The sequence below is a fragment of the Pantoea sp. EKM21T genome (assembly GCF_011800405.1).
Lineage (GTDB): Bacteria > Pseudomonadota > Gammaproteobacteria > Enterobacterales > Enterobacteriaceae > Pantoea > Pantoea agglomerans.
Genome location: NZ_JAALFV010000002.1, coordinates 112,609 through 130,633 on the forward strand (window position 1 = coordinate 112,609; position 18,025 = coordinate 130,633).

Below are 18,025 nucleotides of genomic sequence, written 5' to 3' on the forward strand. Positions count from 1 at the left end.
AACTGCGCTAAAACAGGGCAGTGGAGGGGCTTTTCTGGAGATAATTTATCAGCGATCACAAAAGCGATATTTCATCCCGTGAATGCATAATTCTGCTGTTTAAAACCCGGTTCTGGCGCTGCAATCAGACAACTATTCACTATATATGCAAATTAAGTGAATATTGTCAGCGTCTAACTCATTGATATTACGTCGTGAAGACCATTTTATGCATTAATTCTCTGGCTGGCACGTTAACTGCACTCTACAGTAGGGCTGCACTACAACATCTTTTAACAATTTTAAAACATAAGCTTTACCCGGCCGGTAAAGTAAAGCAGGAGAGTGGGTTATGGCACTGCACGTTTCACGTCACGATTTCGATCAATGGATGATGCCGGTTTATGCGCCTGCGACTTTTATACCGGTTCGCGCGGAAGGCTCCACCGTCTGGGATCAAAACGGCAAAGATTATATCGACTTCGCCGGTGGCATTGCCGTCAATGCGTTAGGGCATGCGCATCCGGCATTACAACAGGCGCTGCAGGAACAGGCCGCACGTTTATGGCATACCGGTAATGGCTACACCAACGAACCGATCCTGCGGCTGGCGAAGCAGTTGATCGATGCCACCTTCGCTGACCGGGTGTTCTTCTGTAACTCCGGGGCGGAGGCGAACGAAGCGGCGCTGAAACTGGCGCGCAAGGTGGCGCATGATCGTGTCGGTCCGCATAAAAGTGGCATCGTGGCGTTTAAGAATGCATTTCATGGCCGCACCCTGTTTACGGTAACAGCCGGTGGTCAGCCCGCTTACTCAAAAGATTTTGCGCCGCTGCCGCCAGAGATCCAGCATGCCCCGTTTAACGATCTGGCTGCGGCAGCTGAACTGATTAATGACCATACCTGCGCAGTCATTGTTGAACCCATTCAGGGTGAAGGCGGCGTGCTGCCTGCCGATCCGGCGTTCCTGCGTGGATTGCGTGAGCTCTGTGATAAGCATCAGGCTCTGCTGATTTTTGATGAAGTGCAGAGCGGCGTTGGCCGTACCGGTTCGCTTTATGCCTACATGCATTATGGCGTCACGCCGGATGTGCTCACCAGCGCCAAAGCGCTGGGCGGCGGCTTCCCGATTGGTGCGATGCTGACGCGCGAAGATCTGGCGCTGGTGATGGGCGTTGGCACCCACGGCACCACCTATGGCGGCAATCCGCTGGCGGGCGCAGTGGCAGGTAAAGTCATGGAGCTGATCAATCAGCCTGAACTGATGGCGGGTGTAACAGAACGTCACCAGTGGATTGTGGCGGCACTGGATGAGATCAACCAGCGTCTGAACCTGTTCAAAGAAGTGCGCGGTCTTGGCCTGCTGATTGGCGCGGTGCTCAGCGACGATTTTGCCGGTAAAGCCAAAGCGATCAACCTTGCCGCCGCGGAAATGGGCGTCATGGTGCTGATTGCGGGTGCCAATGTGGTGCGTTTTGCCCCGGCGCTGAATATCAGTGAGCAGGAAGTGAAGCTGGGCATGGCCCGCTTTGCCGAAGTGTGTGAAAGCCTGGTGCGAGGGTCAACATCATGATGGTAATCCGTCCGGTTGAACGCGATGACTTAAGCCAGCTGATGGCGCTGGCGGGCAAAACCGGTGGCGGGCTGACCTCGTTGCCGGTTGATAGCGCGACGCTTCAGGCGCGTATCGATCGATCGCTGCAGACCTGGGAGGATTCTCTGCCACGTGCCGAGCAGGGCTATGTCTTTGTGCTGGCCGATAGCGAAGATAACCGCGCCGTCGGCATCTGCGCCATTGAGGTGGCGGTGGGGCTGCAGGATCCCTGGTACAATTTTCGCGTCGGTACCCAGGTGCACGCCTCAAAAGAGCTGAATGTTTATGCCGCGCTGCCTACCCTGTCGCTGAGTAACGACCATACCGGCAGCAGTGAGCTCTGCACGCTGTTTCTCGATCCCGATTACCGTGATGGCAAAAACGGCTATCTGCTGTCGAAGTCACGCTTCCTGTTTATGGCCAGTTTCCGTGAACGTTTCACCAACCGGGTGGTGGCCGAGATGCGTGGCGTCAGCGATGAGCAGGGCCATTCGCCGTTCTGGGAGAGCGTCGGCAGCCGCTTCTTCTCTATGGAATTCAGCAAAGCGGACTTCCTTAGTGGCACCGGACAGAAATCGTTTATCGCTGAACTGATGCCGAAACATCCGCTCTACATCGACTACCTGACACCGGAAGCGCAGGCGGTGATTGGACAGGTCCATCCGCAAACCGCGCCTGCGCGGGCGGTACTGGAAGCAGAGGGCTTCCGCTACCTCAATTATGTCGACATTTTTGATGGCGGCCCGACCCTGGAGTGCGATATCGATCATATCCGTGCGGTGCGTAAAAGCCGTCTGCGCAGCGCAGAACGGGGCGAAAACCCGGCTGATGGCCCGCTCTGTCTGGTTGCCAATAGCGATTATCGCCAGTTCCGTGTGGCGCTGATTCCGGCAAAGGCTGACAGCGACAGCGTGCAACTCACGGATGAACAGATGCAGGCGCTCCATTGCCAGCCGGGCGACAGCCTGCGCGTGGTGACGCTCTGCAAAGAGGAGAAAACAGCATGACACATCTGATAAATGGACAATGGCTGGACGGTGACGCTGAGATTCTGACGAAAGCGGATCCGGTCAGCGGCGAGACGTTATGGCAGGGCCAAGCGGCCTCAGCCGCTCAGGTCACCGCAGCCTGTGAGGCGGCGCGCGACGCATTTCCAGCCTGGGCCAGACGCCCGCTGGCGGAACGGCAGGCGATCGTTGAGAAATTTGCCGCCGGGCTTGAGGCGCATAAAACGGCGCTGGCGGAAACCATTGCCCGTGAAACCGGCAAGCCGCGCTGGGAAGCGCTGACCGAAGTGGGCGCGATGATCAACAAAATCGGCTTTTCGGTGAAGGCATACCATAGCCGCACCGGTGAACAGCATGAAGGCGAAAGCTCCCTGCGCCACCGCCCGCACGGGGTGCTGGCCGTGTTTGGTCCCTATAACTTCCCGGGACATCTGCCAAACGGCCATATTGTTCCGGCGCTGCTGGCGGGCAACTGTGTGGTATTTAAACCCAGCGAACTGACGCCGCTGACCGCCGAAAAAACCGTTGAGCTCTGGCTGGCTGCGGGCCTGCCTGCCGGCGTGCTGGCACTGTTACAGGGCGGACGTGAGACTGGTCAGGCGCTGGCCAACTGTCAGCAGATTGATGGCCTGCTATTTACCGGCAGCGCCCATACCGGCTATCAGCTGCATCGCCAGTTTGCCGGTCAGCCTGAAAAGATGCTGGCGCTGGAGATGGGCGGTAACAATGCCCTGATTGTTGAAGATCCGGCGGACACTGATGCGGCTGTCAACATCACGTTGCAGTCAGCCTTTATAACCGCCGGTCAGCGCTGCACCTGCGCGCGGCGTCTGCTGGTCAAACGCGGCGATGCAGGGGATGCGTTTCTGCAGAGGCTGGTGGAGGTGGCGGGGCGACTGCAACCCGCCGCCTGGAATACTGAACCGCAGCCGTTTATGGGCAGCGTGATCTCCACCGGCGCAGCAGAGAAGATTATGGGTGAGTGGCAACGGCGGGTTGAGGCGGGCGGCGAGGTGCTGCTGGAAATGCGCTGGCCGGATCGCCACAGTGCCATCCTGACGCCAGGTATTATCGATTTAACCGGCGTGCAGGGCATTCCGGATGAAGAGGTCTTTGGTCCGCTGTTAGGCATAGTCCGCTATGAGACATTTGAAGAGGCGATAGCGCTGGCTAACCAGACCCGTTATGGCCTGTCGTGTGGATTGATCTCGCCTTCACGCCAGCAGTTTGATCAGCTGCTGCTTGAAGCGCGTGCCGGTATCGTCAACTGGAACAAACCGCTGACCGGCGCAGCCAGTACCGCACCGTTTGGCGGCATTGGTGCCTCGGGCAACCATCGCGCCAGCGCCTGGTATGCGGCGGACTACTGCGCCTGGCCGATGGCCTCGCTGGAGACGCCTGACCTGACGCTGCCCGCCACGCTGTCGCCGGGCCTCGATTTCTCCACCCAGGAGACGACGTCATGAAGGCAACCGAGGCCAACTTTGATGGGCTGGTGGGGTTAACACACCACTATGCCGGGCTGTCGTTTGGCAACGAAGCCTCGACCCGCAATCAGCTGCAGCCGTCGAACCCCCGTCTGGCGGCAAAGCAGGGGTTGCTCAAGATGAAAGCGCTGGCCGATATGGGCTACGTGCAGGGGGTGATCCCGCCGCATGAGCGGCCCAATATTGCGGCGCTGCGCCAGCTCGGCTTTGGTGGCAGCGATGAGCAGGTGCTGGCTGCGGCCGGGAAAAATGCGCCGGGATTACTCTCCGCCGTCAGTTCAGCCTCGGCGATGTGGGTCGCCAATGCTGCCACGGTCTCACCGTCAGCGGACAGCCTTGATGGCCGGGTTCACCTGACGGTGGCGAACCTTAACAACAAATTCCACCGTGCGATAGAAGCGCCGGAAACGGCCTGGCTGCTGCGTTCCATCTTCCGCGACGATCGCCATTTTGCGGTGCATGATGCCTTGCCGCAGGTGGCGATGTTTGGCGATGAAGGGGCGGCGAACCATAACCGACTGGGTGGCGCTTATGGTGAGCGCGGCGTGCAGCTGTTTGTCTATGGCCGCGACAGCAGCCATGAGGGCAAAACCCCGCAGCGCTATCCGGCACGTCAGACCCGGGAAGCCAGCGAGGCGGTCGCCCGTCTGCATCAGCTCTCACCGGAAAGCGTGCTGTATGCGCAGCAGAATCCTGCGGTGATCGATCAGGGCGTGTTCCATAACGATGTGATTGCGGTAAGTAATCAGCAGATGCTCTTCTGTCACCAGCACGCCTTTGTTAATCAGCCTGAACTGCTGGCGCAGCTTCGGTCGCGCGTTCCCGGTTTTGTGGCACTGGAAGTGCCGGAAAATCGGGTGTCAGTGAAAGATGCGGTAGAGACCTATCTGTTTAACAGTCAGTTGCTGAGCCGTCCCGATGGCACCATGATGCTGGTGCTGCCGGAGGAGTCACGTCAGCATCCGGGTGTCTGGCGCTATCTCTGTGAACAGGTTGAGGCTGACACGCCACTCAAAGCCCTGAAGGTGTTTGATCTGCGCGAAAGCATGTATAACGGGGGTGGTCCAGCCTGCCTGCGTTTGCGGGTGGTGCTGACACCACAGGAGCAGCAGGCAGTGAATCCGGCGGTGCTGATGAACGATCGGCTCTTCAGCACGCTGAATAACTGGGTTGACCGTCATTACCGCGATCGCCTGACCCAGGCCGATCTGGTCGACCCAGAATTGCTGCGTGAGGGACGCGACGCGCTGGATGAACTGACGAAGCTGCTAGACTTAGGAAATGTATATGCATTTCAGCAGTGAAGGAGGGGGCAGCACAGGCTGCCGCCTGCTCAGGGCGAAAAGGAGGAACGATGCAGGACTTTTTACAGCAAACGCTCTCCGGCGAGGTGCCGCGTAAGCGTAGTGGTGAAACGGCGCATCTTCGCTGGCAATGGTTGTATCACGGCATACTGTTGATGGAGCCGACGGTGCCGGTTAAACAGGCGCTGGTGCTCTCTGCCGGGATCCACGGCAATGAAACAGCCCCGGTAGAAATGGTGAACCAGCTGGTTAATCCGCTGCTGCGGGGCGAAAAGCCATTACAGCAGCGCATGCTGGTGATTCTGGGTAATCCCTCAGCGCTACGCGCCGGTAAGCGCTATGTGCGTTATGACATTAACCGGCTGTTTGGCGGACGCTGGCAGCAGATTGATGATGGTGATGAGGCACGCCGCGTGCTGCGGCTGGAGCAGGCGCTGGAGACCTTCTGGCAGCTGGGCGAGTGCGATGAGACGCGCTGGCATCTCGACATGCACACGGCTATTCGTGGCTCTTATCATCCTCAGTTCGGCGTAATGCCGCACAATGAACGGCCCTGGCCGCCCGCGTTTCTTGACTGGCTCGCCGCTGCCGGGCTGGAAGCGCTGGTGTTCCATCGCTCGCCGGGCGGCACCTTTACCCACTTCAGCTGCGAGCACTTCGGTGCGGCCAGCTGTACCCTGGAGCTGGGCAAAGCGCTGCCGTTTGGCGAAAACGATCTCAGTCAGTTCAGTGCGGCACAGCAGGCGCTGGCGTCTTTACTCTATGGCGAAGCGCTGCCTGCGGCGGCGGTTAGACCGCGTCACTATCGGGTCGCGCAGCAGATCACCCGACTGAGTGAGCACTTTACGCTGCATATGTCGCCGGAAACGCTGAACTTTACCGCGTTTCCACAGGGGACGTTGCTGGCGGAAGATGGTAGCACCCGCTATTACGTGCAGCAGGCGCGGGAATATGTGCTGTTCCCTAACCCCAACGTGGCCGCCGGGCTGCGTGCCGGACTGATGCTGATTGAAGAGAGCGAACAGACCCAGGCGCTGCCGGTCTGATAGCGGTTGTTAACAGCGCAGACCATCGGCGCTAAAAAACCGACAGGAAAAGTGGAAGATCGGCTTCCGCTTTCCTGTCGTAACCCTTACACTCCTCCATGATTTCTGCCAAATTCGCTTTAAATTCATAAACATTTTCAATTCCTCACGCCTTTCTTCTTATTCTCTTCATGATTGCCCGATTTTTATCTTTTATGCTTTCACGGCTTTACTCAGGCTCTGAGTAGTTGACGTTCAGCGTCGTATGCTTGTTTCCGAAGACGCGACAGAGTGCTGTCGTCATTATCATGAATTATAAGGACACTATTATGCGCAAACTGACTTCCCTTTTACTGGCTTCTTCGCTGGCGTTTGGTGCAGCCAGCGCCGTCCATGCAGCCGCTGACAACCTGACTCCACCGCCAGCAGGCAGCGAAAAAGCGATGCACAAGCCGCCAATGCGCCACGGCATGGAGATGATGTTTAAAGGTCTGAACCTGACCGACGCGCAGAAAACTCAGATGCGCGACATCATGAAAGAGAGCCACAAAGATATGAAACGCCCGTCACTGGACGAGCGTCGTGCGGCCCACAGCATTATTGCCTCTGACAGCTTCGACCAGAGCAAAGCAGAAGCACAGGCAGAGAAGATGTCCGCCAATGCCAAAGAGCATGCGCTGAAGATGCTGGAAACCCAGAACAAGCTCTATAACGTGCTGACGCCGGAGCAGAAAAAACAGTACAACGCTAACTTTGAAAAGCGTCTGACTGAGAAAGGCCCGCACGAGGGCAAAATGGCACCGCCAGCAGAACCGGCTGAATAACACTCGTTAAGCGAACGGTCTGAGACCGCCGGCGCTGTCCACTGAAGGTGAGTGGGCAGCGTCGGCGGTTTTTTTATAGCGGCAGAATAGGGTAGGCACCTGACAGAATCGGGCGGCAGAGGATTTTGTAGCCGTCGTGATCAAAACCGCCTTTGGGCCGCTGCAGTTTTCTGGCCTCATCCATGCTGCTGACCGAACCGAGATAGAACCAGTGGTCGATAACGTGGATCTGCGTCATCTCTTTGCCTTCCTCCACCAGCCCCACGGCACCCTGCCATGGCCAGCAGAACACCCGCACGTTTTCCAGCGCCTCCAGCAGTCGATCCTGATGATCGCTGACCGGCTCTTTTCCACAGCAGGCCCCGGCGCAACGGCGCAGTGCCGAGCGGAAGCAGCCTCGCCCCGCACTCAGCGCTTCCAGACCCAGCAGGCCATGACAGAGCTGATACTCATCCGCGAGCTGCTTGAGCCGTTCCAGCGCGGCGAAGCGACTGCGATAGAGCCCAAACAGGTTGGGGGACTGGCTGAAATCGAGGTCTTTTGCATAGACCACATTCGGTTTGCCGTCGGTAATCTGCAATGAACAGAGCTGCCGGTTTTTGCGCAGTCGCTTATTGAACAGCGGCTGCTGGGTTTTGATCATCTGCGCTTCCAGCAGCAGCGCGCCGAGGTCGCCCGCGGTAGGGATCCAGCTTACACGCCGCGACTGGCGCAGCATTTTCGCCTCATCCGGGGTGCGGAAATGGGACATCACCCGCGAACGCAGATTCACACTTTTACCGATATAGAGCGGCAGCGACTCACTTTCGCCATGAAAGGTATAGACGCCAGGATGATTTGGCAGGCCTTCCAGCCACTCACGCAGGTGTTCGGGATATTGATAAATTGCATTCGCGTCGGGTTCGGGGCGAAGTATGGCAGAACGTCTGACCAAGATGGACTCCATTTACTGGTTGTCCATACAGCATAACAGGCAGGTGAAATGATCGCCAGCCGTCTGGTTACAGAGACCGTGTTGCCCGCCAGCAGATCAGCGAGCCGAGCGTGATCATCGCCACGCCCTGCCAGAAGGCCAGCGGCGGCGTCAGGCCCAGCCACAGCGAACCCATCAGGGCCGACAGCACCGGCGTAAAATAGGAGGCGGTGGCCAGCAGCGTCAGATTGCCCTGCTGAATTCCGTGATTCCAGGCGGAATAGGCGATGGCGGTGGAGAGCCCGACAAACAGCACCTCCAGCAGCGGCACCAGCGTAAAGGTCATCGGTGCAGTGTGATCGCTGAAGGCATATTTCAGCCACAGCGCCAGTGCAGTCAGGATAAAAAACAGCGTGACGCCATTAGAACCACGGGCAAAGCGGCGGGTGAGATTGTTGTAAAGCGCCCAGGTCAGGGCGGCGATAAAGGCCAGTGCATAGGCGACCGGGTTGCGCAGCATATTCTGCCACAACAGCGCGGGCGATCCGCTGCCGCTGCCTTTCATTACCCAGACGATCCCCAGCAGCGACAGCAGCAGTCCTGGCCATAGCCAGACACGGAAACGCTGCTGATTAAACGGGATGGCCAGCACGATGGTCAGGCAGGGCCAGAGATAGTTAATCATCCCCAGCTCCAGCGACTGGCTGCGATCGCAGGCCAGCCCGATGGCCAGCGCCAGACAGATTTCATAGCCGACAAAGAGTACACCGCCCAACCACAGGTAGATGGCGGGCATTGCGCCGGGTCTGGGTAGACCCCGGGTAAGGCAAAGGAGACACGCCGTAGTGGTGTAGATCAGCGCCGCGCCGCCGGTGGCGCCAAAGGCTTCACTGACGCTGCGCAGCAGGCCAACGGTCGTACTCCAGAGCAGAATGGCGACAAGCCCGATGAGGGTCGCGCGCGAAACGGTGGCAGGCATGCAGCGATCAACAAAGTCAGTGAGAGAAGCCTCCCTTGCCGCGACAAGGGAGGGGCAGGATTACTTCCAGAAGTCGTCGAATACCGTGATCGGCGGACGACGTTTGTGCTCGGTTTTCTGATACCAGCCTTCGATGATGCGGGCGCTGTCAGGATTGATGCTTTTGCCTTCCAGGTAGTCATCAATCATCTCATAGGTGACGCCCAGCGCCACTTCATCCTGCAGGCCTGGACGATCATCTTCCAGATCGGCAGTCGGTTTCTTCAGATAGAGATGCTCCGGGCAGCCAAGGTGTTTCAGCAACTGCTTGCCCTGACGCTTGTTCAGGCGGAACAGGGGATTGATGTCCGTGCCGCCATCGCCATACTTGGTGAAGAAACCGGTCACGGCTTCAGCCGCGTGATCGGTGCCGACCACTACGCCTTTGGTCATGCCGGCGATGCTGTATTGCGCTTTCATCCGCTCACGGGCTTTTTCATTGCCGCGGACAAAATCGGAAAGCGTAATACCCGCCTCTTTCAGCGCGCGCTCACTGGCCAGCACCGACTCTTTGATGTTTACCACCAGCGAACGGTCGGGTTTGATAAAGGCCAGCGCGTCCTGACAATCCTGCTCATCCGCCTGCACACCATAAGGCAGACGCACGGCAATAAAGGTGTAGTCGTTATCACCGCTCTCCTGACGCAGTTCGGTGATCGCCCGCTGTGCCAGCGCGCCCGCCAGGGTTGAATCCTGACCGCCGCTGATCCCCAGCACCAGCGTTTTCAGGCCGCTGTGGCGTTTCAGGTAGGCTTTAAGAAAATCGATGCTGACGCGCACTTCCTGGTCGGCGTCGATAGTGGGCTTCACACCCAGGGCTTCAATAATTTCCTGCTGCAGTGACATGAACTTCTCCTCAGGTCAGTGGCCTGTCGGCTCGATGCGAACGTTTTATTAAAGCTAACGTGCCTTTGCGAAAACAACAAGCCAAAGCGGTAACTGATTGCCGTGAAACGTTGCGAAATCAGTGAGTTTTTACCTCCGGCAGCGGTTTTTTCGCCAGCACGTTAAACATCAGAATCGCCGTCATAAAGCAGCCAAAAATGGTGGCGCACATGCTCAGCACCGAGGTGCCGCCGATGCCGGTAATCGGCACGGTAATCGCACCCAGCGTGAACATCGTAACGCCTATCACTGCAGAGGCGCTGCCAGCGCGATGGCCCTGACTCTGCATCGCCAGGGACGAGGCGGTGGTAGCGATAACGCCGTTGCTGGCAATGGTAAAGAACAGTGCCACCAGCAGCAGCGCTAAGGGAGCATGCAGCAGCGCGGCCAGCAGCAGCAGACTGGAGGCGACAAAGGCCAGCGTCAGTCCGCCTTTCAGCACCCGATATTCGCCCCACAATGGACAGAGGCGGGCGCTGGTCTGTGAAGCAATCACCAGGCCAAACCCGTTGGCCGCAAAGCAGAAGCTAAAGGCCTGAGGCGAAAGACCATAGAGTTGCTGCAGCACGAACGGCGAGGCACCGATGTAGGCGAACATGCCGGACATCATAAACCCCTGGGTCAGGCAGAAGCCCATGAAGGGGCGATGGGTAATCACCTGACCCAATGCCGCGTAGGCGGAGAATATTGATCCTTTACTGCGGCGTACCTCAGGCAGGGTTTCATGCAGCTTCCAGCGCGCCAGCAGGATCAGCAGAATGGCAATGCCGCCCAGCACCATGAAGATGCCGCGCCAGTTTAAAATCGTCATCAGCACGCCGCCTAATACCGGTGCGCCGATCGGTGCCAGACCGTTGACCAGCATCAGCAGAGCGAAGAACCGCGTCAGCTCGTGGCCGCTGTACATATCGCGTGCAATTGCCCGTGACAGCACCGCACCGCCCGCACCTGCTAACCCTTCAAATAGCCGCGCCAGCAGCAGCTGGTTAATATCCTGCGCCAGCGCACAGCCCATCGAGGCGATAAACAGCAACACCAGTGACAGAGTCAGCGGGCGCAGGCGGCCGAACTTATCGCTCATCGGGCCAAAGAGCAGCTGGCCAAAGCCGAGACCTAACAGGCCAGCGGTCAGACTCAGCTGCGCGGTAGCGGTTTCGGTATGCAGATCCTGGGCCATTTGTGGCAGTGCAGGCAGATAGAGGTCGATGCAGAGCGGGCCCAGTGCGGCCAGCAGGCCCAGCGTAATGGCATAAACCAGGCGATTGGAGTGTACAGGGGTCATTTATCCTCGGGATTGTCAGCGATGGGGTAAACAGAAAGCGGGTAAGTCAGTGAAAAACAGCGTCCGGTAACGTGACATTTACGTCAATCTGCGACTGCGCGGATGACGGTGCGGTCTCTGAAAACGGGGCGCTATCGGGTGCCTGTTTTGCCGGGCAGTATACGTCTGCGTTGACAGCAAAACAGCCTTCTTTACGAAATCCTGACATTTGACAGGCCACTAATTGTTCGTCATAAACTTGATAAATCAGCATTTATGTTCCAGGCTTGTTTCCACATGGACAATAAATGAGGAACAACAAGATGAATAAAGTGATGGGATGTATCGCTGCGGCGCTGACGCTGGCTGCACTGTCTGGTTGTACGACTTACGATCGTGCGGAAAGCTACGTGACTAAGCCAGTGGTAAAGGATGTTAAAAAGGGTATGACCCGTGATCAGGTTCGTCAGATCGCCGGTACGCCTTCTACTGAAATCACCATGGTTCACGCGCGCGGCACCTGCCAGACTTATGTGCTGGGTCAGCGCGACGGTAAAGCTCAGACTTACTTCGTGAGCTATAACGACACCGGCCGTGTCATGAACTACGGCTTCCAGAGCTGTGCGGAATATGACACCGATCCGCAGGTTCAGCAGTAACTCATAGCACCCCTGAATAGCAAACGGCCCGTCATTATGACGGGCCGTTTTTCGTTGTGGCGCTGACTACAAACCTGCCGGACGTGGCACCTCAACATAATCGCCATCTATCTGCCGCTGGTAGAAGTGGCCAGCCTGCACATAGAAGCGTTTGCCGTTAAAGTCGAGTACCCGCATTTCACTGCTGACCCGCGACTCTGCAGGCGGCTCTGTCACCACATACTCATCGCCGTGACGCTGATAATAATTGCCATTGAGCAGATAGTAGGTCAGTCCGCCTGTCAGCACCGCGGTTGCGGCTTCAGGCAAAAAGCGCACCGGCTCGGGTCCGCCCCAGTGTGGCCCGTGGCCGCCATGGCGATCCCATCCACCCGGCGGGCCCCAGTCGCCAGGATGGGCGAAAGCCAGAGCGGGTGTCAAAAGCGTCAGCGTCAGAAGCGAGGCGATTATCTTTTTCATCAGGTGTTCTCCTCATAAGACTGGCTGCAGAATTCGCTTTTTATCGGGCAAAGACAAGCACTAAAGCGGCGATTTTTCGCCTGTTTACCATGCTTAACGCTTTCTTAACGGCGTCGCCATTAATGGGGGAGATTATGGAGAAGAAGGGCGGGAATAACCTGGCGCGGGCGCGCCAGGTTCAGAGCAGATTAGCGGTGCGCCAGTTCGGCGTTGTCGTCGCTTTCCAGGACGCGCTTATCGGTCAGACCTAACCAGCGGCTGGTCAGGGAACCGGCGGTCATGGAACCGTTGACGTTCAGGGCAGTACGACCCATATCGATCAGCGGCTCAATGGAGATCAGCAGCGCCACCAGGGTGACCGGCAGGCCCATCGCAGGCAGGACAATCAGCGCCGCGAAGGTTGCACCACCGCCGACACCGGCAACGCCTGCTGAGCTCAGCGTCACGATCCCGACCAGCGTCGCAATCCACAGCGGGTCAAACGGGTTGATCCCGACGGTTGGCGCAACCATCACTGCCAGCATGGTTGGATAGAGACCGGCACAGCCGTTCTGGCCGATAGTGGCACCAAAAGAGGCCGCGAAGCTGGCAATCGACTCAGGCACGCCAAGACGACGGGTCTGGGTTTCCACGCTCAGCGGAATGCTGGCTGCGCTGGAGCGGCTGGTAAAGGCGAAGGTAATAACCGGCCACACTTTACGGAAGAAGCGCATCGGGTTGATACCATTTACCGACAGCAGCAGGGCGTGGACTCCAAACATGATGGCCAGACCGAGGTAAGAGGCGACCACAAAGCTGCCCAGCTTGATGATGTCCTGCAGGTTAGAACCGGCAACCACTTTGGTCATCAGCGCCAGCACACCATAAGGCGTCAGCTTCATCACTAAACGCACCAGCTTCATGACCCAGGACTGCAGCGTATCGATCGCGACCAGCACGCGCTGACCTTTAACTTCATCATCTTTCAGCAACTGCAGTGCAGCCACGCCCAGGAAGGCGGCGAAGATGACGACGCTGATAATCGAGGTCGGACTGGCTCCGGTCAGATCGGCAAACGGGTTTTTCGGGATAAAGGAGAGCACCAGTTGCGGCACGGTCAGGTCAGCCACTTTGCCGACATAGTTGCTCTGGATCGCACTGAGACGCGCAGTCTCCTGCACGCCCTGAACCAGACCTTCAGCGCTCAGGCCAAACAGGCCGGTCACGAAGACGCCGACCAGCGCCGAGATCGCGGTGGTAAACAGCAGTACGCCAATCGTCAGTACGCTGATTTTTCCCAGCGACGAGGCGTTATGCAGACGGGCAACCGCACTCAGAATGGAAACGAACACCAGCGGCATTACGACCATCTGCAGCAACTGGACATAGCCATTACCGACGATATTAAACCAGCTGATAGACTCTTTGACCACTGCGCTGTTTTCGCCGTAGATCAACTGCAAAACCAGGCCGAACAGTACGCCGATTACCAGACCGGTCAGCACTTTTTTCGACAGGCTCCAGTTCTGACGGCTGAAGCGAGAGAGCAATACCAGCAGCACCACAAAGGCTACGATATTAAGCGTAAGAGGAAGGTCCATACTGAAACTCCAGAGTAATGCGGCCTTTCGCTCTGGAAAGGCCGCATAATGTTAATCACGAATTAAGACAGCAGGAATGGTAACAGCAGGCGAAGAGGGTGCCTTATATCCAAATGGCATGGTTTATAACTTAAAGGCGTTTTGTGCTGATTTATTGCGCAGTATGACTGGAAATCAACCGTCCGACGCCATTTTGTAGCGTATCGAACAGCTGTGACGGCCAGCCGTTTGCACCAAAAGATGGCATGCCCACCGGAAACCAGAGCGCATATCCCACCAGTCCCAGGCACAATGCCCGCTCAAGCTGGTTGCCTTTCTGGCTGCGCAGAATCGGCAGCCGGAAGCGCCAGCGGCAGGGCCACAGCAGTGGAACCCCGGCAGGCGTCAGCATATCGGCCACAATATGGCTAAGGTAGCCCAGCGTCAGACCCTGTAAGACATCAGGCGGTATCGGCGACGACTGGGGCAGGTTTATCTGAAAAAGCCATAAACCGGCGGCTATCGCCAGCAAACTGTGGGTAAAGCCGCGATGGCCGAACGCGCGCGCAATTGGATGAGAGAGCCAGCGCAGTCGCTGTCCCAGCAGAGATTTAGGGTGATCGATATCGGGCAACAGACATGTCAGCAGGGCTGAGGGAACAAGATGCCACCAGTCGGCCTGCGCCAGCACCGGTGTCAGCTCAGCACGCTTCGCAAAGATAGCGCTGGCAATGGCAAAAATGATGTGGCCTTCGCCCGTCATGATAGAACCTGGTTGCAAAGAAAACTGTCGATGCATCCAGTATAGGGATTTATCCAGTAAATGAGAACATGTGACGCTGTAACGAAGCATGAATATTATTAACAAGGCGGACAGCGATGAAACACTGTCCGCCAGTAAGATTAACGCGCCAGCCAGCCGCCATCCACCGCCAGGGTGTAGCCATTCACGTAGTCAGACGCGGAAGAGGCCAGGAAGACTACCGGGCCCATCATGTCATCCGGCACGCCCCAGCGGCCTGCCGGAATACGGCCCAGAATCTCTTCACTACGCGACTCATCATTACGAAGCTGTTCCGTATTGTTGGTGGCCATGTAACCGGGAGCGATGGCATTGACGTTAATGCCATGTTTTGCCCACTCGTTCGCCATCAGACGGGTCAGTCCCATCACGGCACTTTTCGACGCCGTATAAGAGGGCACCCGGATACCGCCCTGGAAGGAGAGCATGGAGGCGATATTGATGATCTTGCCGCCATTACCCTGCGCGATAAACTGACGGGCAACCTGCTGCGACAGGAAAAACAGGCTCTTGCTGTTAAGGTTCATCACGTCATCCCAGTCCTGCTCGCTGAAATTCAGTGCGTCCTCACGGCGGATAATGCCGGCATTGTTGACCAGAATGTCAATTTTACCGGCAGCGGCCAGCGCCTGTTCAACCACTGAGGCCACCACGCTGGTCTGCATCAGATCGGCCTGCACCGGCCAGAACCGGCGACCCAGCGCCTCCACTTTACTTTGGGTATCATCCGGGCCATCACGGTTAACGCCGACGATATCACAACCCGCCTGGGCCAGACCCAGCGCCATACCTTGCCCTAAACCGGTATTACAGCCGGTCACCAGCGCGACTTTACCTTCCAGGTTAAACGTACTCAGTACCATGGTATTTCTCCTCTGCTCAGCGCAGTTCACTGATTTTGACGTGGTCCATGTCATCAAAGACCTGATTCTCACCCACCATGCCCCAGATAAAGGTGTAACGCTGGGTGCCGACACCGGCGTGAATTGACCAGCTGGGTGAGATCACCGCCTGCTCGTTGTGTACCAGCAGATGGCGGGTTTGCTGCGGTTGCCCCATCATGTGGAAGACGGCGCACTCTTCGCTCATATCGAAGTAGAAATAGACTTCCATGCGGCGTTCGTGGGTGTGGCAGGGCATGGTGTTCCACAGGCTGCCTTCATCCAGTTTGGTTAAGCCCATGGTGAGCTGACAGGTGGGCAACACATCCGGCACGATAAATTTGTTAATGGTGCGGCGATTGGAGGTCGCGGCATCACCCAGCGTCGCGGTGGCGGCTTCCTGCAGCGTGATTTTCTTGTCCGGGAAGGTGCTGTGTGCTGGCGCACTGTTGTAATAGAATTTGGCCGGCTGCGCAGGGTTCAGGCTGCGGAACTGCAGGTTGCGCGCACCTTTGCCGATGTAAAGTGCCTCTTCGTGACCGATTTCCCACGCTTTACCGTCAACTTCTACCAGACCCGGGCCGCCAATATTGATCATGCCCAGCTCGCGGCGTTCAAGAAAATAAGCGACGCCCAGCTGTTTTCCCATCTCATTACCGATAGTGACCGGATTATTCACCGGCATGACGCCGCCAATAATGATGCGGTCGATATGGCTGTAGGTCAGGGTGTAATCATCGGCAGTAAATATCTTCTCAATCAGGAACTCGCGGCGCAGTGCTTCAGTGTCGAGTTGCTTAGCGTGATCGCTGTGAATGCTTTGACGAACGTCCATCTCAGGCCTCTCTGCAGGTCAGGTTATTCATGCCCCAAACGGGGACGCTTTTGGCATCTTAGGCAGAGCGGGATGGGAATTCAATAAAAATGAAACGTTGTTTTATTTTTTGCGGGTCAGATCAAGTGACAGGTGCAACAGGCAATAAAAAGCCCGCCATAAGCGGGCTGATATTATCCCTGCAGATGCTGCAGGCTAAGCTGGGTCAGATTGTCCAGCCGGACATCCGCCAGCGTCCAGCGGGGATCGTCACGGTGTTCAGCGGCGGGCACCACAATCGATCGCATTCGCGCTGCTTTGGTGGCGATCATGCCGTTAAACGAATCTTCCAGCGTGACGCAGTTGAGCGGATCGATCGCCAGGCTGGCGGCGGCGTTGAGATAGACCTGCGGATGGGGCTTGCTGTAGGGCAGCGCTTCTGCTGAAGCCAGTACGTCGAAATAAGGGCGCAGATTGAAGATCTCCAGCACCTGTTCCAGCATCTTTAGCGGTGATGCGGAGGCAAGGCCGATTTTCAGCCCCTGTTCCCGGCACAGTTGCAGCGCCGTTTCCACGCCCGGCAGCAGTGGCCGCGTCTGATCCACCAGCGTCATGGCGCGCGTAATAATCCGCTCAGTGACCTCCTGCTGAGAGGGGCCATGCCAGGGCAGCGTTTCGTACCACATCCGTACAGTCTGATCGATGCGCAGACCCAGGGTATCGGGCATTTCACTGCGACGTGACAGGTCAACATCCAGCGTTGAAAAGATATCCAGCTCAGCCTGATCCCACAGAGGCTCAGAATCGATCAGTAAGCCATCCATATCAAACAGGGCGGCAAGGACAGGGCGGTGATAAGGCATCGGGGGGTCTCCTTTTAAAGTCAGCTTTACCTTACCATCATTCTTTGCTGGCGCACGCTCTGCCCGACAGGCCACGCTTTATTTGGGAAATTTCACCGTTGGCAGGTAAACTGACGGCAAATTGGATTCCGGGTTCAGGAGATATTATGACCTATCAACAGGCTGGCCGTATCGCCATCCTCAAGCGAGTGGCAGGCTGGGTGCTCTTTTTAGTGGCGCTGCTGTCGACCATTATTTCTGTATTGAGCTTTATGTTTAAGCACAGCGAAAAGCAGCCAGGCATTGATGCCGTCATGCTCGATTTCGTCCACGTCATCGTCGATATGCTGCGCTTCAATACACCGTTCCTGAATGTCTTCTGGCATAACTCGCCGGTACCGGAATTTAACGGTCAGATGAACCTGGGTTTCTGGCTGATCTACATTCTGATTTTTGTCGGGCTGGCACTGGAGTCGTCAGGCGCGCGGATGGGACGTCAGGCGCGTCACGTCAAAGAAGGCATTGAGGATCAGATGATTCTGGAGCAGGCAAAAGGCAGTGAAGGGCGTAGCCGTCAGCAACTGGAAGAGAAGTTGCGCGTACCTCGCCACACCATCTTCCTGCAGATCTTCCCGCTCTATGTCCTGCCGGTGGTGATTGCGATAGCCGGTTATTTTGCGCTGTCGCTGCTGGGCTTTATCTGACCGCGAGC

At 57.1% G+C, this 18,025-nt stretch carries 19 protein-coding genes; 8 read left to right on the forward strand and 11 right to left on the reverse strand.

All coding sequences use genetic code 11. The annotated features are described in order from the left end of the window. Window positions 1-331 precede the first annotated feature (331 nt). From HFD87_RS04020 to spy, 6 genes are all read left to right on the forward strand, one after another. Window positions 332-1,552: an aspartate aminotransferase family protein gene (locus HFD87_RS04020; RefSeq protein ID WP_045140423.1), complete on the forward strand. Its 1,221-nt coding sequence runs from the start codon at window positions 332-334 to the stop codon at window positions 1,550-1,552. Continuing rightward, window positions 1,549-2,580: an arginine N-succinyltransferase gene (gene astA / locus HFD87_RS04025; RefSeq protein WP_033757454.1), complete on the forward strand. Its 1,032-nt coding sequence runs from the start codon at window positions 1,549-1,551 to the stop codon at window positions 2,578-2,580. Before HFD87_RS04020 ends, astA begins: the two co-directional genes overlap by 4 nt. Continuing rightward, window positions 2,577-4,046, forward strand: a complete 1,470-nt coding sequence (gene astD, locus HFD87_RS04030) for a succinylglutamate-semialdehyde dehydrogenase (RefSeq protein WP_045140422.1) — start codon at window positions 2,577-2,579, stop codon at window positions 4,044-4,046. Before astA ends, astD begins: the two co-directional genes overlap by 4 nt. After that, on the forward strand, window positions 4,043-5,371 hold the full coding sequence (astB, locus tag HFD87_RS04035) for an N-succinylarginine dihydrolase (RefSeq protein ID WP_167422977.1): 1,329 nt from the start codon (window positions 4,043-4,045) through the stop codon (window positions 5,369-5,371). Before astD ends, astB begins: the two co-directional genes overlap by 4 nt. A gap of 50 nt (window positions 5,372-5,421) precedes the next feature. Further along, window positions 5,422-6,417, forward strand: a complete 996-nt coding sequence (gene astE / locus HFD87_RS04040; protein ID WP_022625762.1) for a succinylglutamate desuccinylase — start codon at window positions 5,422-5,424, stop codon at window positions 6,415-6,417. Between the two features lie 308 nt (window positions 6,418-6,725). After that, window positions 6,726-7,220 carry an ATP-independent periplasmic protein-refolding chaperone Spy gene (gene spy / locus HFD87_RS04045; RefSeq protein WP_010245731.1) on the forward strand — a complete coding sequence of 165 codons (495 nt, stop codon included), beginning with the start codon at window positions 6,726-6,728 and terminating at the stop codon, window positions 7,218-7,220. Window positions 7,221-7,293: 73 nt separating this feature from the next. On the opposite strand, the gene cho is transcribed toward spy, so the two are convergent. From cho to HFD87_RS04070, 5 genes are all read right to left on the reverse strand, one after another. Next, complete coding sequence (gene cho / locus HFD87_RS04050) at window positions 7,294-8,154, reverse strand: excinuclease Cho (RefSeq protein WP_010245728.1); 861 nt, start codon at window positions 8,152-8,154, stop codon at window positions 7,294-7,296. A gap of 67 nt (window positions 8,155-8,221) precedes the next feature. Next, entirely contained in the window at window positions 8,222-9,112 is an 891-nt protein-coding gene (gene yddG, locus HFD87_RS04055) for an aromatic amino acid DMT transporter YddG (protein ID WP_163639477.1), read from the reverse strand. A gap of 60 nt (window positions 9,113-9,172) precedes the next feature. Further along, a complete protein-coding gene (gene nadE, locus HFD87_RS04060) occupies window positions 9,173-9,997 on the reverse strand; it encodes an ammonia-dependent NAD(+) synthetase (protein WP_010670018.1) in 825 nt (274 codons plus the stop codon). Window positions 9,998-10,115: 118 nt separating this feature from the next. Beyond that, entirely contained in the window at window positions 10,116-11,318 is a 1,203-nt protein-coding gene (locus HFD87_RS04065) for a multidrug effflux MFS transporter (protein ID WP_167422978.1), read from the reverse strand. Window positions 11,319-11,364: 46 nt separating this feature from the next. Beyond that, window positions 11,365-11,571 carry a hypothetical protein gene (locus HFD87_RS04070; RefSeq protein ID WP_167422979.1) on the reverse strand — a complete coding sequence of 69 codons (207 nt, stop codon included), beginning with the start codon at window positions 11,569-11,571 and terminating at the stop codon, window positions 11,365-11,367. 49 nt (window positions 11,572-11,620) lie between these two features. Between HFD87_RS04070 and osmE the strand changes: the two genes are divergently transcribed. Further along, the gene (gene osmE / locus HFD87_RS04075; RefSeq protein ID WP_010245718.1) at window positions 11,621-11,956 is read left to right on the forward strand and encodes an osmotically-inducible lipoprotein OsmE; all 336 of its coding nucleotides are present in this window, start codon (window positions 11,621-11,623) and stop codon (window positions 11,954-11,956) included. 66 nt (window positions 11,957-12,022) lie between these two features. Here osmE and HFD87_RS04080 read toward each other — a convergent pair whose 3' ends face one another. The 6 genes from HFD87_RS04080 to hxpB all read right to left on the reverse strand — a co-directional run bounded on the left by HFD87_RS04080 (window position 12,023) and on the right by hxpB (window position 17,334). Next, on the reverse strand, window positions 12,023-12,415 hold the full coding sequence (locus HFD87_RS04080; protein WP_167422980.1) for a DUF6515 family protein: 393 nt from the start codon (window positions 12,413-12,415) through the stop codon (window positions 12,023-12,025). Window positions 12,416-12,603: 188 nt separating this feature from the next. Then, complete coding sequence (locus tag HFD87_RS04085) at window positions 12,604-13,995, reverse strand: L-cystine transporter (protein WP_010670021.1); 1,392 nt, start codon at window positions 13,993-13,995, stop codon at window positions 12,604-12,606. A gap of 151 nt (window positions 13,996-14,146) precedes the next feature. Continuing rightward, window positions 14,147-14,737, reverse strand: coding sequence for a metal-dependent hydrolase (locus tag HFD87_RS04090; protein WP_010245708.1), 591 nt, complete (start codon window positions 14,735-14,737; stop codon window positions 14,147-14,149). A gap of 140 nt (window positions 14,738-14,877) precedes the next feature. Then, the gene (kduD, locus tag HFD87_RS04095; RefSeq protein ID WP_010245706.1) at window positions 14,878-15,639 is read right to left on the reverse strand and encodes a 2-dehydro-3-deoxy-D-gluconate 5-dehydrogenase KduD; all 762 of its coding nucleotides are present in this window, start codon (window positions 15,637-15,639) and stop codon (window positions 14,878-14,880) included. A 16-nt stretch (window positions 15,640-15,655) separates the two neighbouring features. Further along, window positions 15,656-16,492, reverse strand: a complete 837-nt coding sequence (gene kduI / locus HFD87_RS04100) for a 5-dehydro-4-deoxy-D-glucuronate isomerase (protein ID WP_167422981.1) — start codon at window positions 16,490-16,492, stop codon at window positions 15,656-15,658. A gap of 173 nt (window positions 16,493-16,665) precedes the next feature. Beyond that, complete coding sequence (gene hxpB, locus HFD87_RS04105; RefSeq protein WP_010670023.1) at window positions 16,666-17,334, reverse strand: hexitol phosphatase HxpB; 669 nt, start codon at window positions 17,332-17,334, stop codon at window positions 16,666-16,668. A gap of 146 nt (window positions 17,335-17,480) precedes the next feature. Between hxpB and HFD87_RS04110 the strand changes: the two genes are divergently transcribed. After that, the gene (locus tag HFD87_RS04110) at window positions 17,481-18,017 is read left to right on the forward strand and encodes a YniB family protein (RefSeq protein WP_167422982.1); all 537 of its coding nucleotides are present in this window, start codon (window positions 17,481-17,483) and stop codon (window positions 18,015-18,017) included. Window positions 18,018-18,025 lie beyond the last annotated feature (8 nt).

Bases quoted from the DNA above. Each gene is read 5' to 3' on its own strand.
- HFD87_RS04110 (WP_167422982.1), top strand. From the start codon at position 17,481: ATGACCTATCAACAGGCTGGCCGTATCGCCATCCTCAAGCGAGTGGCA.
- spy (WP_010245731.1), top strand. From the start codon at position 6,726: ATGCGCAAACTGACTTCCCTTTTACTGGCTTCTTCGCTGGCGTTTGGT.
- astA (WP_033757454.1), top strand. From the start codon at position 1,549: ATGATGGTAATCCGTCCGGTTGAACGCGATGACTTAAGCCAGCTGATG.
- yddG (WP_163639477.1), bottom strand. From the start codon at position 9,112: ATGCCTGCCACCGTTTCGCGCGCGACCCTCATCGGGCTTGTCGCCATT.
- HFD87_RS04085 (WP_010670021.1), bottom strand. From the start codon at position 13,995: ATGGACCTTCCTCTTACGCTTAATATCGTAGCCTTTGTGGTGCTGCTG.
- astE (WP_022625762.1), top strand. From the start codon at position 5,422: ATGCAGGACTTTTTACAGCAAACGCTCTCCGGCGAGGTGCCGCGTAAG.
- HFD87_RS04070 (WP_167422979.1), bottom strand. From the start codon at position 11,571: ATGCTGATTTATCAAGTTTATGACGAACAATTAGTGGCCTGTCAAATG.
- kduI (WP_167422981.1), bottom strand. From the start codon at position 16,492: ATGGACGTTCGTCAAAGCATTCACAGCGATCACGCTAAGCAACTCGAC.
- astB (WP_167422977.1), top strand. From the start codon at position 4,043: ATGAAGGCAACCGAGGCCAACTTTGATGGGCTGGTGGGGTTAACACAC.
- hxpB (WP_010670023.1), bottom strand. From the start codon at position 17,334: ATGCCTTATCACCGCCCTGTCCTTGCCGCCCTGTTTGATATGGATGGC.
- osmE (WP_010245718.1), top strand. From the start codon at position 11,621: ATGAATAAAGTGATGGGATGTATCGCTGCGGCGCTGACGCTGGCTGCA.
- kduD (WP_010245706.1), bottom strand. From the start codon at position 15,639: ATGGTACTGAGTACGTTTAACCTGGAAGGTAAAGTCGCGCTGGTGACC.
- HFD87_RS04080 (WP_167422980.1), bottom strand. From the start codon at position 12,415: ATGAAAAAGATAATCGCCTCGCTTCTGACGCTGACGCTTTTGACACCC.
- HFD87_RS04090 (WP_010245708.1), bottom strand. From the start codon at position 14,737: ATGACGGGCGAAGGCCACATCATTTTTGCCATTGCCAGCGCTATCTTT.
- HFD87_RS04065 (WP_167422978.1), bottom strand. From the start codon at position 11,318: ATGACCCCTGTACACTCCAATCGCCTGGTTTATGCCATTACGCTGGGC.
- astD (WP_045140422.1), top strand. From the start codon at position 2,577: ATGACACATCTGATAAATGGACAATGGCTGGACGGTGACGCTGAGATT.
- nadE (WP_010670018.1), bottom strand. From the start codon at position 9,997: ATGTCACTGCAGCAGGAAATTATTGAAGCCCTGGGTGTGAAGCCCACT.
- HFD87_RS04020 (WP_045140423.1), top strand. From the start codon at position 332: ATGGCACTGCACGTTTCACGTCACGATTTCGATCAATGGATGATGCCG.